The organism is Nonomuraea sp. NPDC049141, assembly GCF_040648415.1.
GTDB lineage: Bacteria > Actinomycetota > Actinomycetes > Streptosporangiales > Streptosporangiaceae > Nonomuraea.
On record NZ_JBEZDR010000008.1, the window covers coordinates 60,195 to 75,839 of the forward strand.

Consider the following 15,645-nt stretch of genomic DNA (forward strand, 5'->3'; position numbering starts at 1 on the left):
TTGTGGCTCACGGCCATCATCTCGCTCTGTCGCCGGACCAGGCGGAGGCGACGGACCCGCAGCGCTGGAAGGCTCTGATCCTGCTGTGCGTGGCGCAGTTCATGCTGATCCTGGACGTCACCGTGATCAATGTGGCGCTGCCCAGCATCGGCGCCGACCTGCATCTCGACCGTGTCCCGCTCACCTGGGCGGTCACCTCGTACACGCTGTGCTTCGGTGGGCTCATGCTGCTGGGCGGGCGGCTCGGCGACACCTTCGGGGCCCGCCGCATCCTGCTGACCGGGCTGATCGTCTTCGTCCTCGCCTCACTGGTGACCGGCTTGGCCACCGGTGGCCCCATGCTGATCGGCGGCAGGCTCGCCCAGGGCGTCGGCGCCGCTCTGCTGTCCCCCTCGGCGCTGGCCACGCTCACGCGGACCTTCCACGGAGCCGAGCGGAACAAGGCGCTGGGAATCTGGGCTGCTCTGGGCGGTGTGGGGTTCGCCGTCGGCGCGATTCTCGGCGGCGTGCTGGCGGCGGGGCCGGGCTGGCGATGGGTGTTCTTCATCAACGTGCCTGTCGGGCTGGCCGTACTGGCCTTGCTGCCCCGCCTGGTCGCCGCCGACCGGCCCCAGGTGCGGCGGCGGGTGGACCTGCCTGGCGCCGTGCTGGTCACGGGGGCGACAGCGGCGCTCATCTACGGTCTGGTCAACGCCGGAGAAGCGGGCTGGGGAAGCATGGCCACGCTGGTCGCGCTGGTCGGGGCCGTGGTCGGTTACGCCGCGTTCGCACTGGTCGAGCGGGCTGTCCAGGAGCCGCTGATGGACGTGCGCGTTCTGGCCCGCCGCCCCGTCGCCACCGGCGCGTTCCTCATGCTGGTCGGCACCGCCCTGCTGCTGGGCTTCGTCTTCCTCGGTTCGCTGTACCTGCAGCGCGTACAAGGGCAGTCCGCGCTCACCGCCGGGTTCCTGTTCCTGCCGGTCGCGGTGGCGACCGCCGTCGCCGGGCATCTGGCGGGTCGCCTCATCGGGCAGCTCGGCGCACGCGTGACCGCGGTGGGCGGGCTCGTCCTCGCCGGGGCCGGTGCCGTGGTGCTGGCGCTGTCGGAGGGTACGGCGGGCATCGTGATCGGGCTGACCATCGGCGCCGCCGGAGTGGTGCCGGTGTTCGTGGCCGCCACCACCACGGCGCTCGGGTTCGTCGCGCACGACGAGGCCGGGCTGGCATCCGGTGTGGTCAACACCTTCCACGAGGTCGGCGGGTCCATCGGCACGGCGGTCTTGTCCACGATCGCCGCCGTCGGCATCGAGCAGGCTTCGACGGCCGGATTCGCCGCCGCCTACACGGCCTGCGCCGTCGGCGCGGGGGCGGCCGCGATCATCGCGCTAGCGCTCGTGCCCAGGGGCAAGGCCCAGCTCCCCGCCGGCGTACACGCCCACTGATCCGCAAGATAAGGACGGTCATGGACGTTTCTGTCCAGTTGAGAGTCAATGGCATGTCGTACGAGCTGGATCTGGATCCCCGGGTGAGCCTGCTCGACTGCCTGCGCGAGCACCTCGGCCTGACGGGCACGAAGAAGGGTTGCGACCAGGGCGCCTGCGGTGCCTGCACGGTGCTGGCCGACGGTCACCGGATCAACTCCTGCCTGGCGCCGGCCGTGCAGTGCGAGGACATGGAGATCACCACGATCGAGGCCATGGCCGCTCACGAGGTGGGCAGCCGGGTGCAGGACGCCTTCCTGGCCCATGACGGATTTCAGTGCGGATACTGCACGTCGGGGCAGATCTGCTCGACCGTCGCCATGCTCGCGGAGCACCGTGCCGGAATGCCGAGCGCCGTGTCAGCCGAACCCGGCGGCCCCGCGGCGCTCACCGACGCCGAGATCAGGGAGCGGATGGCGGGGAACCTGTGCCGCTGCGGCGCCTACAACGGCATCGTGGCCGCCATCCGCGAGGTGGCGCGGTCATGAAGGAGTTCTCCTATGTCCGGGCCGCGACCATCTCCGACGCGATCGACCAGGCAGCGGGGTCTGCCAGGTATCTCGCAGGTGGGACGAACCTGATGGACCTCATGCGGGAGGAGGTGGAGCGCCCGGAGCGGCTCGTGGACATCACCCGGCTGCCGCTCGCCGGCATCGAGGACCTGCCCGGCGGCGGCCTGCGGCTGGGGGCGCTGGCGCGCAACTCGCAGGTGGCCCATGACGACCGGGTCCGTCGCGGCTACCCGCTGCTCGCGAAGGCGATCCTGAACGGCGCCTCGCCCCAGCTCCGCAACAAGGCGACCGTTGGCGGGAACCTGCTCCAGCGGACCCGGTGCGGATACTTCTACGACGCCGCCGCGGCCTGCAACAAACGCGCGCCGGGCACCGGCTGCGACGCTCTCGACGGCTTCAACCGCACGCATGCCGTTCTGGGGTCGAGCGAGAGTTGCATCGCGGTGCACCCGTCCGACATGTGCGTCGCCCTGGCCGCCCTCGACGCCGTCGTCAACGTGCAGGGACCTGGCGGGGTGCGACGAGCCGTACCGCTCACGGATTTCCACCGGCTGCCTGGCCGCACGCCCGACGTCGAGACGGAGTTGCGGGACGGCGAGCTGATCACGAGCGTGGACCTGCCGCCCGGCCGGCCGGGGCAGGCGGCCTATGTGAAGGTCCGCGACCGTGCCAGCTACGCGTTCGCGCTGGTGAGCGTCGCCGTGCTCCTGCGGGTCGAGGAGGGCAGGACGGCGGCGGTACGCATCGCGCTGGGCGGGGTGGCGCACAAGCCGTGGCGGGCGTACTCGGCCGAGAAGCTGCTGACGGGTGCGGTGGCGGAGGCGCCGGCGTTCCGTCTGGCCGCCGAGGAGGCGGTCGCCGAGGCGCGCCCCCGGCGGCACAACGGCTTCAAGGTGGAGCTGGCCGAACGCCTGATCCGTCGTACGCTCACCGAACTGGCAGGTCTGTCATGAGCCTCACCTCACGTGGATTCGGCCTCGGCCTGAGAGCCGTGGGCAAGGTCGCCAGACTGCTTCCTGACGGCCGGCACGATCCGCTGTCGACGGAGAAAGGCGAGATCGGCCGTATGGTCGACAGGGTCGACGGACGCGCCAAGGTCACCGGCGCCATCCGCTACACCGCCGAGCACGACCTCCCCGGGCTCGCCCACGCGGTCGCGGTCGGCAGCACGATCCCCAAGGGCCGCATCATCGCCATCGACTCCTCCAGAGCGGCCACGGCCCCGGGTGTCGTCCTGGTGATGACCCACCAGAACGCCCCGAGGATGAAGCCGACCGCGGCGTACGCCACGGTCAAGGGAATGGTCGCCGCGGCCGCCATGAGCCTGCCGATCCTCAACACCGATGAGATCTTCTGGAACGGCCAGCCGGTCGCGGTCGTCGTGGCCGAGGCGCGCGAGCAGGCCGAGCACGCGGCCAGGCTCGTCGACGTACGGTACGCGCCGGAACCGGCCGTGTTGTCGATGACGCCCGAGGCGGCCTTCACCCCGGCCCACGCGGTGCTGGAGGAGGCCAGGACCCTCGTCGGCGATCCCCGCGCGGGCCTGGCGAACGCGCGGGTCAAGGTGGAACACGTCTACACCACACCGCTCGAACACCACAACGCCATGGAACCCCACGCGACCCTGGCGCACTGGGACGGCGACGACCTCACCGTCTACGACGCCACGCAGTACCCCTATGGCGTCAAGGAGATGCTCGCCAAGAAGTTCGGGCTGCCGAAAGGGCGGGTCCGCGTGCTCGCGCCGTACATCGGCGGGGGCTTCGGCGGCAAGACCACGGCCTGGCCGCACGTGTCGCTGGCGGTGGCGGCCGCGAAACTCGCCGGTCGTCCCGTCAAGCTCGTCCTGTCCCGGGCACAGACCTTCCACATGACCGGTGGGCGCGCGCCCACCCGGAGCCGGATCGCTCTGGGCGCCGACGCCCAAGGGCGTCTCACCGCGATCACGCATGACGCGCTGTCCACCTGTACGACGGACGAGTTCGCCGAAGCCGCCATCGCCGCCTCCCGCCACCTGTACGCCTGCCCCAACATCCGCGCCCACCAGCGGGTGGTGCGGGTGGACCGCATCCAGAACGCGTTCTTCCGCGGGCCCGGCGTGGCGCCCGGCTCGTTCGCGATGGAGTCGGCGATGGACGAGCTCGCCTGGCGGCTCGCCATGGACCCGCTCGACCTGCGCCTGCGCAACGAGCCCGACCGCGACCCGGTCTCCGGCAACCGCTTCACCAGCCGCCACCTGCGCGAGGCGTACGCGATCGGCGCGGAGGCTTTCGGCTGGCGCGCCCGCCCGCCCGCGACGCGCGCCATGCGCGACGGGCACCACCTCATCGGGTACGGCATGGCGGCGGCGATCAACCCCGACGCCATACTCGTCGCGGCCGTCAGACTCCGGCTCGCCGCCGACGGAACCATCACCATCCACAGCAGCACGAACGAACTGGGCGCCGGCACGTCGACCGCGCAGACCCAGCACGCCGCCCAGCGCCTGGGCCTGCCGATGGACAAGATCCATTTCCTGCACGGCGACTCGAACGTGGCCAAGACCCGCATCCCGGGCGCCTCGGCCGCCACCACCACCATCGCCTCGGCCATCTGGTCGGCCCGCGACAACCTGGTTCGGGAGTTGCTGGCGCTGACCAAGGGCACCGGCTCACCGCTGGCCGGGCGCGGGCCCGAGGAGGTGGAGACGCGCGACGAGGGAGTGTTCCTGCCGGACGGCCGTGGCATGACGTACCAGCGGATCCTCGCCGATGCCGGCCGGGAGTCGCTCGAGGTGACCGGCTCGTCCGCGCTGCCGTACCAGACGATCAAACGCGCCACCAACACCTACGGGGCGCACTTCTGCGAGGTGCGGGTGGACGAGGACACCGGCGAGGTGCGCGTCGTCCGCTGGGTAGGCGCGTTCGACGGCGGCCGCGTCGTCAGCCCGAAACAGGCCACGAGCCAGATGGCGGGCGGGATCATCATGGGCATCGGCATGGCGCTGACCGAGGAGACCCTGTTCGACGAGGGCACCGGCCGGATCGCCAACCCGAGCCTGGCGGAATACCACGTGCCGACCCACGCCGACGTCCCCGACATCGACGTGCGCTTCGTCGACCGGCCAGACCCGCAGACCCCGCTCGGCGCCAAAGGGATCGGCGAACTCGGCATCGTCGGGGCGGCCGCGGCGATCGCCAACGCCGTCTACCACGCCACCGGCAAGCGGCTGCGCGATCTTCCCATCACTCCGGACAAGTTGATGTGATCTATGAGCGACCTCTACGTGGACACCTCCATCGCCCGCTTCCGCTACCGCAGCACCGGATCCGGCCCTCCCGTGCTGCTGCTACCCGGCAGCGGCGGCTGGCGGCTCTCGTTCCACGCGATGATCGAGGTGCTCGCCGGGCACCACACCGTGTACGCCCTCGATCCTCCCGGCCAGGGAGGCACGGTGGTTCTCGACGCGACGTTCCGCCATGACGTGGACGCGATCGCTCACTCCATCGCGGCGTTCCTGAACGCCCTGGACCTGCCAGAGGTCGCCATCGTCGGCCACTCCTGGGGCGGCGGGTTCGCCCTGCGTTTCGCGGAGCTGTTTCCGGCCAGAGTCAGCCGCCTGGCGCTGCTGGCTCCCGGAGGGCTCGACGTCGGCGATGCGTGGGAGTTCCGGCTCATGCGGCTGCCGCTCATCGGCGAACTCGCCGTACGACTCATGCCTCTGTGGTCGGTACGGCACCTGCTGCGTAAATCCTTCGTCCACCGTGATCGCGTTCCCGATGCCCTGGCGCGCGAGGCGGCCGCGGCGATGAGATCGCCGCGCAACCGGGCGACCATGCTGAAAGTCGAGCGATCCGTACGATGGACGGCCACCGAGCGGGACCTGCACCTGGTGAGGGCACCGGTGCTCCTCCTGTGGGGCGATCAGGACCGCTTTCTGCCCGTCGATCTCCTCCATCGGTTCACCGACCGGCTGCCCGCGGCCGAGGCCCACGTCCTGACCGGCTGCGGGCACTCACTGCATGACGACTGCCCTGATCAGACGTATCGACGATTGACCCCGTTCCTGCTGCCCAGGCGCTTGTGACGCCTGGGCAGTTCCCTGGATCAGAGTCGGTCGAGGATCTTCTGCAGCTGCGCCACCTCAGCCTGCTGGGTGGTTTCGATCCTCTTGGCGAGCTCCTTCGCCTTCGGGTTGGAGCCGTCGGCCTGCTCGGTGCGTCCCATTTCGATCGCGCCCTTGTGATGGGCGATCATCAGCTGGGCGAACAGCTTGTCGAAGGCCTTGCCCTTGGCCGCTTCGAGCTTCTTCATGTCCTCCTCGGACATGATGCCGGGCATGTCATGCCCCACACCGCCAGAGGGTACCGGCTTGCCCCACTCGGTCAGCCAGCCCTTCATGGTCTGGATCTCCGGATCCTGGGCGGACTTGATCTTCGCCGCGAGCTCCTCGATCTCCGCGTCGCTCGCGCGCATCAGCGCCAGGTCGGCCATCTCGACCGCCTGTTCGTGATGCGGGATCATCATCTGCGCGAACATCACATCCGCATCATTGAAGGTGGGCGACGGTTGCGCGCTGGGCGTGGTGGCGGCGGGCTCGGTGCTGCCCATACCGTCGTGTCCGGCCATGGACTCGCCGTTGCCCCCGCACGCGGTCAGCAGGGCGAGCGCGCCCGTGGCGATGATGAGCGGGATCTTGCGGTTGATACGCATGGTTGCTTGTTCTCTCTGTTGTCAGAACGGCCGGCCTTCGCGGACGACCTCGGGGCCCATCCGCGCGTCAACGGCCTATATGCGCAGCAGAGAGACATGCCAGGCGCAGGGAGGTGGGCTCCGGCGGCGGCCTGGCGACCTGCCGGACAGGTGAGAGAGGTCCGTCGATGCCGGTGCTTCCCCGCCTCGATCGAACCCAGGCGACCATCAGCACCAGGAGCAGAAAAGAGGTCAGCACCGCCAAGCACACGCCCAAGGAGAGAACGACGAGCAGGGAGCCACGCGCGACCCGCAACGCGAGGCCCTGCCGCAGAACTCCCACTGGCTCCCCTGGGGTGAACCGGAAACTGTCCGAGTCCCGCCAGCTTACTATGATGGGTCGTAGGTGCGGCGGCAAGCGCGCCGGTAGCATCAGGCGGACGACAGCCGGAGGAGATGGTCAGATGGTGCGCCGCCTGGGCGAACTCGAGTCCACGATCATGGATCGTATGTGGGCCACCAACGCGCCCGCCTCGGTCAGGGACGTCCTGGAACATCTCCAGCAGGAACGCACCATCGCCTATACGACCGTGATGACCGTGATGGACAAGCTCCACACCAAGGGCCTGCTCAAGCGCGAACCTGTCGGCCGGGCCTACGTCTACGAGACGGTGTCCTCCAAGGAGGCCTACACCGCCGAGGTGATGCGCGACTCGCTGTCCAGGAGCGGAAACCGGGCGGCCACGCTGGTGCACTTCATCGAACGACTCACACCCGAAGAGGCGAACGCCCTGGATGCGGCACTCCAGGTCTACCCGCCGAAGGGACGCCGGTCATGATCGTGGCAGCGATCCTCGCGCTGTACTGCGTTTTCGCCGCTCTGGTTCTGCCGCGCTTCCTGAGGCGGGCCACCTGGGCGGACCGTGCGCCGCGACTGGCGATCGCGATGTGGCAGGCGGCGAGCATCTCGGTGGTCATCTCGGCGCTGCTGTCGGCGTTCGCCGTGGCCGTGCCCGCCTCGGTGGTGGGGCACGAGCTCGCCGAACTGTTCGAGGCCTGCGCCGCCCTGCTCGGCGACGGAGCGACGCTGAGCAGCACGAGCACGCGCGTGGGCCTCGCCGCCGCCGGGCTGCTCGTGGCGCGGGTGCTCTATACCGGCGGGGCGGTCCTGCTCGGCGCACGCCGGGAAAGGCTGCGGCACGCCGAGGCGCTCGCCCTGCTCGGACGGCACGACGGCGAACTGGGCGCGGTCGTGGTCGACTACGAGGAATGCCTGGCGTACTGCCTGCCCGGCAGGAACGGCAAGGCCGTCATCACCACCGGCGCGCTGCGGTCCCTGGCTCCCGAGCACGTCGCCGCCGTGCTCGCGCACGAGCAGGCCCACCTGCGCGGGCGGCATCATCTGGTCCTGGCCGGCACCGAGGCCCTGCTGCGGGCCTTTCCCGGTGTCCCGCTGTTCGTCCGCGCGCAAACCGAGATCGCCCGGCTGGTCGAACTGCTGGCCGACGACGTCGCGGCCAGTCGCCATCCACGCGTGCACATCGCCGCGGCCCTGGTCCGGCTCGCGACCGGCCGGGTTCCGGCCTTCGCCTTGGGCGCGGGCGGCCAGACGGCCCTGACCCGCGTCCGCCGGATGTTGAACCCGGAGGCGCCACTCGCCCGGCGGGAACGCCTGGCCGGGCGGGCCGCGGTCACGCTGCTGCTGGCGGGCCCTGCCATCTTGGCCGCCATCCCGGGCGTGAGCGCGTTCCTCGCCCACCACTGCCACTCCTTCTTCAACCTCTGAGCCCAATCTACGATAGGCAATAGTAGTAATCGGGCATCACCCGCTCCCTCTTGCTCATATACCCATGGGGGGTATAACTTCGGAGCAAGCCAGTTAAATCACGACCTTGGGAGTACCTCATGAGCGAGCAGCACCATCAGCACGAGGCGCATGAGCACGCCGCGCAACCCGGCAAGGTGTCGTGGTCGACGGCGGCGTCGGCGACCCTGCACTGCCTGACCGGGTGCGCCATCGGCGAGATCCTCGGCCTGGTGATCGCCACCGCACTTGGCTGGAGCACGGCCCCGTCGATCGCCGTGGCCGTGGTGCTCGCCTTCTTCTTCGGCTACCTGCTGACCCTGCTACCGCTCCGCCGAGCAGGGGTGAACTGGGGCACCGCGATCAAGCTGGCACTGGCCGCCGACACCGTGTCGATCATCGTGATGGAGATCGTGGACAACGGCGTGATGCTCGTCATCCCCGGCGCCATGAACGCCACCCTGGCCTCCGGGCTGTTCTGGGGCGCCCTGGCACTGTCCCTGCTGGTCGCCTTCGTGGTCACCACTCCGGTCAACAAGTGGATCATCGGCCGGGGCAAGGGCCATGCGGCGGTTCACGCCTACCACCACTGAGCCACCACGTCGACGCCGACGAGCCCCCGACCTGCATCGGAGGCTCGTACTGAACACCTCTCGATTACGCTAAGCGACGATGGTTATCGACACCACCGGTGTGGTGAAGGTCCGAGTCGTCCCCGTGCGCGGGTCGTACATCGTGACCCGGCCGCGCAGCGTGTCGATGCCGGAGTCACCGTTCAGCAGGCCTCCGGGACCCTCGGCGCGGGCGCCGACACTGTATCCAGCGTCTGGTGAAGCGCCCTGGACGAAGATGGGCGTGACGAACAGCGTTCTCAAGACCCCGCCGTCGTCGTCGAGCACTGTGGCGCTGACGGGGTCACCGATGGCGTCGATGATCGTCTGGGCGTCGTCTTGGCCGATGCGGTAGTCCAGGCCGATTTCGGCGGCATATCTACCGTTGCCGAGTGCGGTGATGGTGAGGCACACATTGGATTCGACCTGGCCGGAGCATGATTGCACCGCGGCGGAGGCGGGCAGAGCCGTGACCCCCATGGCGAGCAGGAGCGCCGCGATGGTGCCGAACACCTGCAGGAGGCGGAGTCTGGTCCGGCCTCGCTTTTCCGTGGAACCGACAGACATGTGTTCTCCATGCTTGGGCCGTCATAGAAGGACAGCCGGTCACCACTAAGGCGTGCCATCCCGTTCCATGCGGAACGGTGAAATGGAACGGCGCCCCCAGTAATCGTGCCGTCACGGGTGGCTCGGGCGGGTGGTCGGGCGGCACCACCACCACTCTCCGCGGTATTGGTGAACGCCCCGACGTCACGGCATGCCGGCGCGGTGGCCGCGGAAGGTGGCCTCCAGGGCGATGCGCCAGTGGCGGTCGGCCTGATCGCGGTCCGCCAGGGCGCCCTTTAGCTCCAGGCTCGCCAGTCCGTGCACCAGGGCGTTGAGGTGGACCGCGACATCGTAGGGGTTCGATGGGGCGAACCGCCCCGTATCGATGCACCGCGCGACGGCGCCTATCAGGGTGTCGAACGTCCCCTGGATCTGCGCCAGGGCCGCCTCGTCGGGCCGGAAGTCCGCGATGGGCCGTCCGAACATCAGCTCGTACAGGTGAGGGTTGGCCAGGGCGGCGGCCCGATAGGCGTATCCGAGGGCCATCAGATCGGCCTCTGGGTCGCCATCGCGCGGCACCGTGGCGAACTGCTGGGCGAGCCGGGCGAACCCTTCCAGGAACATCGCGCGCAGCAGGCCGGCCTTGTCGCCGAAGAGGTTGTACACGGCCGTGGTGGACGTACCGACCTCCTGGGCCACTCGTCTGGTGCTCAGCGCCTGCGGGCCTTCCTGAGCGAGCAGCCGCCCGGCTGCGTCCAGGAGGTCTCGGCGCAACTCGTCGTAGTCGCGGGTGCGTGGTCGGGCCATTTGACAATCATAGCGTAACGCTGTTTCATAACACCATTACGAAATCGCTTCGCTCCCTGCGGCCGATCACCCGGCTCTGGGGAGAACCACTTGAGGAGGCCGCTGTGCCCGCTGTATCCGACCTGCATGTCGTCCTCGGCGCCGGCGGCGCCGCGGGCAGCTCCGTGGTCCGCGAGCTCGTCTCCCAGGGACATCGCGTCCGCGCGGTCAACCGCAGCGGCCGGGTCCCGGCCCTGCCCGGTGTCGAGGTCCACCAAGGCGACATCACCACACCCGCCGGCGCCAAGGCCGCCTGTGACGGCGCCCACGTCGTCTACCACTGCGCCGCCCCCGCCTACGACCGGTGGGTGCAGGAGTTCCCCCACCTGACCGACACGGTGTGCCAGGGCGCGGCCGCCGCGGGGGCCAAACTGGTATTAGCTGACAACCTGTACATGTACGGCCCCGTCGACAGCCCCATGACCGAGGACATGCCGTATGCCGCCCGCAATCCCAAGGGCCGCGTCCGCGCCGAGATGGCCCAGGCGCTCCTGGAGGCACACCGCTCCGGTTCCCTGCGCGTCGCCATCGGCAGAGCCTCCGACTACTACGGCCCAGGCGGCGTCAACACCGTCGTCGGTGCGACAGTGTTCGCCGCCGCGCTCGACGGGAAGGTCGCCCGCTGGATGGGTCCGCTCGACCAGCCCCACTCGCTCAGCTACCTGCCCGACATCGCCAAAGGGCTGGTGATCCTCGGCAACGACGGGCGGGCCGACGGCCAGGCCTGGCACCTGCCGGCGGCACCGCCCGTGACCGGCAAGCAGTTCCTCGACCTGGTCTCCGCCGAGCTGGGCCGACCCGGCAAATCGGCAGCTCTCGGCCGCCCCATGCAACGCATCCTCGGGCTGGTGAATCCCACGGTCCGCGCCCTGGGCGAGACCTGGTACCAGCGCGACCGGCCCTTCGTGGCCGACACCTCGAAGTTCACCCGCGCCTTCGGCCCGTTCGTCGCGACACCGCATGCCGACGCCATCGCCGCCACCCTCGACTGGTACCGCGCGAACCTCACGCCATGAACGGCGGCAGCACGGCCGCATCGTGACCGCGCGAACTTCACGCGGCTGCGCGGCGGCGGCGTCGACCAGAACCTCGACAGTGCTGACGTCGCGGGAGAAGCATCAGCCGACGCCGAGGGCCTCGCGCAGCCCCGGGCTCGGCGGCGAGGCCTCGTCGGGGGAGCCGGGCGTGCGCCGCAGGAAACCGTCCACCACCTCGTAGTGCCCGATGCCGCGCAGCGGCGGCGAGTAGACGTGGATCGTGATCGCGCCCGCCTCGTGATCCATCCGGTGGATGCCGGTCCCGGGAAAGGAGAACGACTCCCCCGCTCCGTAGAACCCGACCCGCCGCGTGCCTTCGATCGGAAGGCCCTCGTTGGACACCCTGCCCGCCAGGACGTACACGCCGACCGCCGATCCGTCGTGGTCGTGGAAGCCGGTGTCGCGAGCCTCCCACCAGGTGTTGAGCCAGGCGATGGAGTGCTCGCCCGACCACAGCAACACATAACCTCCGGGCCCGCTCCGCGGCAGCGCGCCGATGTCGACGGACTCCGCGGCCTGACGGGCGAGCTCGGCGCACTCCTCCGGCGTGTACGCCCGGTGGGTGGCGGCGAGGGCGGCGAGATCGGCGCTCATAATTCCCACTTTCCCTACTAGGAAGATGCAGAAAAGCTAGCACGGGATCCCGCGAGGTGGAGTGAGATGCGACTGCCGATCACGCGTACGACCGGACCGACGTGCACGAGAGGGCCCGTGGCATAACCGCTGGTCGGCATAATTGTCGGCATGTGCGAAGCCGGGGGCTGTTGATGTGGTTCGGGGTGTTGGGACCAGTTGAGGCACGTCTGCCCGATGGGGGCCCGGTGGCGGTGGGCGGGCCGCAGGTGCGGTCACTGCTGGCGATGCTGTTGCTGGAGGCCGGCCGGGCAGTGAGCGTCGGCCGGCTGGCCGCGGGACTGTACGGCGAGGACGCGCACGCCGACGTAGCGCACGCGCTGCAGTCGCAGGTCTCCCGGCTGCGGCGAGGGCTGCGGGACGGAGCCGCGGTGGAGTTCGGATCGGCGGGCTACCGGCTCGCGGTCGGCCTCGACACGGTGGACGCGCACCGGTTCGCCCGGCTCGCCGGCCAGGGCAGGCAGGCGCTGGCCGGCGGGGACCCGGCGGCTGCCGCGGTGTTGCTGGGTGAGGCGTTGGACCTTTGGCGCGGACCGGCGCTCGCGGACGTCTTGGACGCGCCGTTCGCGGAGGCGGCGGCCGCCCGGCTGCTGGAGGAACGGCTGGCGGCGGTGGAGGACCGGGCCGAGGCCGCACTGGCCCTGGGCGAGCACCACGCGGTGGCCGCCGAACTGGCGGAACTGGTCGAGGCGCACCCGTTACGAGAACGGGCACGGGCGCTGCTGATGCGAGCCCTCTACGCCGGTGGCCGGCAGGCGGAAGCGCTCACCGTGTTCGAGGAGGCCCGCCGATTCCTGGGCGACGAGCTGGGCGTCGACCCGTCCGCCGAGCTGGCCGAGGCGCACCTGTCCATCCTGCGCGCGGAGCCGGCGGCCACCCCGGCGCTCCGGCGGGTGCCGGCCCAGCTCACCAGCTTCGTCGGACGGGCGGAGGAGCTCCGCCGGCTCGCGACGCTGCCGGCCGGGTCACGGCTGGTCACGCTGACCGGTCCGGGTGGCACCGGCAAGACCCGGCTGGCGGTGGAGGCGAGCGGCCGAATGTCCGGGGAGGTGTGCTTCGTCGACCTGGCCCCGTTGAGCGACGGGGCGCAGGTGGCGCCGGCCGTGGCCGCCGCGCTGGGTCTCCGCGAGTCGGGGCCGCCGGAGGATCGGCTCGTCGCGGCACTGGCCGACCGGCCGGTGCTGGTGATTCTGGACAACTGCGAGCACGTCGTCGCGGGCGCGGCCGGGCTCGCGCACCGGCTTCTGGCCGCCTGCCCCGCGCTGCGGATCCTGGCCACCAGCCGGGAGGCGCTCGGCATCACCGGCGAGGTCCTGTTCCCGGTCGGGCAGCTGGCCGTGCCCGGACCCGACGCCACGCTCGCCGAAGCGCTGGCCGGTCCGGCGGTGCGCCTGTTCGCCGACCGGGCCGCCGCGGTACGGCACGGGTTCGTCGTGGACGCGGCCACGACCGGCGCGGTTCGGCGGATCTGCGCCGCCCTGGACGGGCTGCCTCTGGCCATCGAGCTGGCGGCGGCCCGGCTGCGCTCGTTCACCCTGGAGGAGGTGGACGCGCGGCTGGCCGACCGGTTCCGGCTGCTGTCCCGCGGCGAGCGCACCGCGGCGCCCCGGCATCAGACGCTGCGCGCGGTGGTCGACTGGAGCTGGGGGCTGCTCGACGCACGTGAACAGGCGCTCGCACGCCGGCTCACCGTGTTCGCCGGCGGCGCCACCCTGACGGACGCGGAGCAGGTCTGCGGCCTGGCCGGGCCGGTCGGGTACGACGATGTGGCCGGTGTGCTGGCCGGCCTGGTGGACAAGTCGCTGGTCGAGGCGCACGACGGCCGGTACCGGATGCTGGAGACGGTGCGCGAGTACTGCGCGGAGCGGCTCGCCGAGACCGGGGAGCGGGCGGAATGCCTGCGGGCGCACGCGGAGTGCTTCACCGCGCTGGCCGAAGCCGCCGACCACCACCTGCGAGGGCCCGACCAGCTGAACTGGCTCGCCCGGCTGGGCGCGGAGCACGGCAACCTGCTGGCCGCACTGGGCTGGGCCGTCACCGCCGACCCGCCGCTTGCGTCGCGGCTGCTCGCGGCCTTGTCCTGGTTCTGGTGGCTGCGCGGCCTGCGTGGCGAGGCCGCCCCGCTCGCCGCCCAGCTGCTCGGCGAGCTGGGTGATGGTTCCCCGGCCGAGGTGGCCGAGGTAGCCCAGGTAGCCCAGGCAACCGAGGTAACCAAATGGGCCGAGAGGACCGAGAGGACCGAGAGGACCGAGGTAGCCGAGGAGTACGCGTGCTGCGTGGTGACCGCCGCCGCGACCGGCAACGGCAGCGACGCCGGCTTGCGCGACCACCTGGACCGCGCCGCCGCCGGCCTCGCCGCGTACGATCGGCCGCTGCGGCGGCCCCACGTCGTGTTCCTGCTCGCGATGGCCGGACGCCTGGTCGACGTCGCCCCCGCGCGGCAGCACCGGCTGTTCGACACCGACCCGTGGTCACAGGCGTTCCTGCGCATGGGCGACGGCCTGCGGTTGCTGCTCGGCGGGCAGACCTCAGCGGCCGAGGCTGAGCTCACGACCGCGCTGGCCGGTTTCCGGTCGACGGGTGATCGCTGGGCGATCGCGAACGCGCTGGACAAACTCGCCGGGATCGCGGCCTCGCGGGGTGAGCGGGCACGCTCGGTGGCGTGGATGGATGAGGCCATCATGCTCATCGAGGAGCTGGGTCGTACGGAGGACACCGCTGACCTGCTCACACGCCGCGCCGACCTCCTGGCCGAGGGCGCCGACCTCTCGGCCGAGAGCGGCGGGCTCGCGGCTGCGCGAGCCGGCTACGAGCGGGCCGCCGAAGTCGCCCGCGCGGTCGGCGCGCCGGATCTGCTCGCCGATGCCCGCCGGGGGCTCGCCGACCTCGCGCGGCGATCCGGCGAATCGGGCACGGCCCGGCAGTTGTACGAGGCGGCGCTGGCCGACTGCGGGGATGCCTCGATCACCGGGCAGCGGATCCGGGCCCGTATCCTCACCGGGCTCGGCTGGACGGCCACCATGGACCGGGACGCCGCGCAGGCCCGCGCCCACCACCGGGCCGCGCTCGAGACGGCTGTACGCGGCGGGAACCTGCCGGCCGCCGCGGACGCGGTGGACGGTCTGGCCGGGGCCGCACTGCTGACCGGCGACGCGGAGCGGGCGGCGACACTCATGGGCGCCGCGGCGTCACTGCGCGGGGTGGAGCTGACCACCGACCACGAAGCGGCCTCCTCGTCGGAGGTGGCCGAAGTGGCCGGAGCTGCTGAGGTGGCCGAGGTAGCCAGAGCGGCTGCGGTGGCCGAGGTGGCCAGGGCGAACGCGGCCAGGGCGGAGGCGGCCAGGGCGGAGGCGGCCGGAGCGGAGGCGGCCGGAATGGCTGCGGTGGCCGGGGTGGCTGTGGTGGCCGGGGTGGCTGTGGTGGCCGCCGCGGCTGAACGCGCGCTCGGGTCCGATCGGTACGTCGAGGCGCGGCGGCGAGGTCGCGGGATGACCGCCGAGGAGGTGCTCGGGCTGGCCGGTTAGT

General features: G+C 71.1%; 14 protein-coding genes. 10 read left to right on the forward strand and 4 right to left on the reverse strand.

Annotated features, from left to right (window positions below):
* Window positions 1-2: 2 nt before the first annotated feature.
* Genes AB0B91_RS24640 through AB0B91_RS24660 form a run of 5 tightly spaced genes read left to right on the forward strand, consistent with a single transcriptional unit; the run spans window position 3 to window position 6,038 of the window.
* On the forward strand, window positions 3-1,421 hold the full coding sequence (locus AB0B91_RS24640; RefSeq protein ID WP_358323772.1) for a DHA2 family efflux MFS transporter permease subunit: 1,419 nt from the start codon (window positions 3-5) through the stop codon (window positions 1,419-1,421).
* 53 nt (window positions 1,422-1,474) lie between these two features.
* On the forward strand, window positions 1,475-1,948 hold the full coding sequence (locus AB0B91_RS24645; RefSeq protein ID WP_358323775.1) for a 2Fe-2S iron-sulfur cluster-binding protein: 474 nt from the start codon (window positions 1,475-1,477) through the stop codon (window positions 1,946-1,948).
* The gene (locus tag AB0B91_RS24650; protein WP_358323778.1) at window positions 1,945-2,925 is read left to right on the forward strand and encodes a xanthine dehydrogenase family protein subunit M; all 981 of its coding nucleotides are present in this window, start codon (window positions 1,945-1,947) and stop codon (window positions 2,923-2,925) included. The genes AB0B91_RS24645 and AB0B91_RS24650 overlap by 4 nt, the downstream gene beginning before the upstream one ends.
* Window positions 2,922-5,219, forward strand: coding sequence for a xanthine dehydrogenase family protein molybdopterin-binding subunit (locus AB0B91_RS24655; RefSeq protein WP_358323781.1), 2,298 nt, complete (start codon window positions 2,922-2,924; stop codon window positions 5,217-5,219). Before AB0B91_RS24650 ends, AB0B91_RS24655 begins: the two co-directional genes overlap by 4 nt.
* A gap of 3 nt (window positions 5,220-5,222) precedes the next feature.
* Window positions 5,223-6,038, forward strand: a complete 816-nt coding sequence (locus AB0B91_RS24660) for an alpha/beta hydrolase (RefSeq protein ID WP_358323784.1) — start codon at window positions 5,223-5,225, stop codon at window positions 6,036-6,038.
* A gap of 20 nt (window positions 6,039-6,058) precedes the next feature.
* On the opposite strand, the gene AB0B91_RS24665 is transcribed toward AB0B91_RS24660, so the two are convergent.
* Window positions 6,059-6,664, reverse strand: a complete 606-nt coding sequence (locus AB0B91_RS24665) for a DUF305 domain-containing protein (protein ID WP_358323787.1) — start codon at window positions 6,662-6,664, stop codon at window positions 6,059-6,061.
* 443 nt (window positions 6,665-7,107) lie between these two features.
* On the opposite strand from AB0B91_RS24665, the gene AB0B91_RS24670 reads away from it, so the two are divergent.
* The 3 genes from AB0B91_RS24670 to AB0B91_RS24680 all read left to right on the forward strand — a co-directional run bounded on the left by AB0B91_RS24670 (window position 7,108) and on the right by AB0B91_RS24680 (window position 9,040).
* Entirely contained in the window at window positions 7,108-7,482 is a 375-nt protein-coding gene (locus AB0B91_RS24670) for a BlaI/MecI/CopY family transcriptional regulator (protein WP_358323790.1), read from the forward strand.
* Window positions 7,479-8,429 carry a M56 family metallopeptidase gene (locus AB0B91_RS24675; RefSeq protein ID WP_358323793.1) on the forward strand — a complete coding sequence of 317 codons (951 nt, stop codon included), beginning with the start codon at window positions 7,479-7,481 and terminating at the stop codon, window positions 8,427-8,429. Before AB0B91_RS24670 ends, AB0B91_RS24675 begins: the two co-directional genes overlap by 4 nt.
* 119 nt (window positions 8,430-8,548) lie before the next feature.
* A complete protein-coding gene (locus AB0B91_RS24680; RefSeq protein WP_358323796.1) occupies window positions 8,549-9,040 on the forward strand; it encodes a DUF4396 domain-containing protein in 492 nt (163 codons plus the stop codon).
* A 69-nt stretch (window positions 9,041-9,109) separates the two neighbouring features.
* On the opposite strand, the gene AB0B91_RS24685 is transcribed toward AB0B91_RS24680, so the two are convergent.
* Window positions 9,110-9,625: a hypothetical protein gene (locus AB0B91_RS24685; RefSeq protein WP_358323798.1), complete on the reverse strand. Its 516-nt coding sequence runs from the start codon at window positions 9,623-9,625 to the stop codon at window positions 9,110-9,112.
* 183 nt (window positions 9,626-9,808) lie between these two features.
* Window positions 9,809-10,411 (reverse strand): TetR/AcrR family transcriptional regulator, encoded by a 603-nt coding sequence (locus tag AB0B91_RS24690; RefSeq protein WP_358323801.1) that lies wholly within the window; start codon window positions 10,409-10,411, stop codon window positions 9,809-9,811.
* A gap of 104 nt (window positions 10,412-10,515) precedes the next feature.
* Between AB0B91_RS24690 and AB0B91_RS24695 the strand changes: the two genes are divergently transcribed.
* The gene (locus tag AB0B91_RS24695; protein WP_358323805.1) at window positions 10,516-11,466 is read left to right on the forward strand and encodes an NAD-dependent epimerase/dehydratase family protein; all 951 of its coding nucleotides are present in this window, start codon (window positions 10,516-10,518) and stop codon (window positions 11,464-11,466) included.
* A gap of 102 nt (window positions 11,467-11,568) precedes the next feature.
* On the opposite strand, the gene AB0B91_RS24700 is transcribed toward AB0B91_RS24695, so the two are convergent.
* Entirely contained in the window at window positions 11,569-12,081 is a 513-nt protein-coding gene (locus AB0B91_RS24700; protein WP_358323808.1) for a hypothetical protein, read from the reverse strand.
* Between the two features lie 185 nt (window positions 12,082-12,266).
* On the opposite strand from AB0B91_RS24700, the gene AB0B91_RS24705 reads away from it, so the two are divergent.
* Window positions 12,267-15,644: a BTAD domain-containing putative transcriptional regulator gene (locus AB0B91_RS24705; protein WP_358323811.1), complete on the forward strand. Its 3,378-nt coding sequence runs from the start codon at window positions 12,267-12,269 to the stop codon at window positions 15,642-15,644.
* The last annotated feature ends 1 nt before the right edge of the window (window position 15,645 follow it).

Excerpts from the sequence above, each read along its gene's own strand:
- AB0B91_RS24675 (WP_358323793.1), top strand. The coding sequence starts at position 7,479 with ATGATCGTGGCAGCGATCCTCGCGCTGTACTGCGTTTTCGCCGCTCTG.
- AB0B91_RS24660 (WP_358323784.1), top strand. The coding sequence starts at position 5,223 with ATGAGCGACCTCTACGTGGACACCTCCATCGCCCGCTTCCGCTACCGC.
- AB0B91_RS24685 (WP_358323798.1), bottom strand. The coding sequence starts at position 9,625 with ATGTCTGTCGGTTCCACGGAAAAGCGAGGCCGGACCAGACTCCGCCTC.
- AB0B91_RS24665 (WP_358323787.1), bottom strand. The coding sequence starts at position 6,664 with ATGCGTATCAACCGCAAGATCCCGCTCATCATCGCCACGGGCGCGCTC.
- AB0B91_RS24700 (WP_358323808.1), bottom strand. The coding sequence starts at position 12,081 with ATGAGCGCCGATCTCGCCGCCCTCGCCGCCACCCACCGGGCGTACACG.
- AB0B91_RS24690 (WP_358323801.1), bottom strand. The coding sequence starts at position 10,411 with ATGGCCCGACCACGCACCCGCGACTACGACGAGTTGCGCCGAGACCTC.
- AB0B91_RS24670 (WP_358323790.1), top strand. The coding sequence starts at position 7,108 with ATGGTGCGCCGCCTGGGCGAACTCGAGTCCACGATCATGGATCGTATG.
- AB0B91_RS24655 (WP_358323781.1), top strand. The coding sequence starts at position 2,922 with ATGAGCCTCACCTCACGTGGATTCGGCCTCGGCCTGAGAGCCGTGGGC.
- AB0B91_RS24650 (WP_358323778.1), top strand. The coding sequence starts at position 1,945 with ATGAAGGAGTTCTCCTATGTCCGGGCCGCGACCATCTCCGACGCGATC.
- AB0B91_RS24680 (WP_358323796.1), top strand. The coding sequence starts at position 8,549 with ATGAGCGAGCAGCACCATCAGCACGAGGCGCATGAGCACGCCGCGCAA.
- AB0B91_RS24645 (WP_358323775.1), top strand. The coding sequence starts at position 1,475 with ATGTCGTACGAGCTGGATCTGGATCCCCGGGTGAGCCTGCTCGACTGC.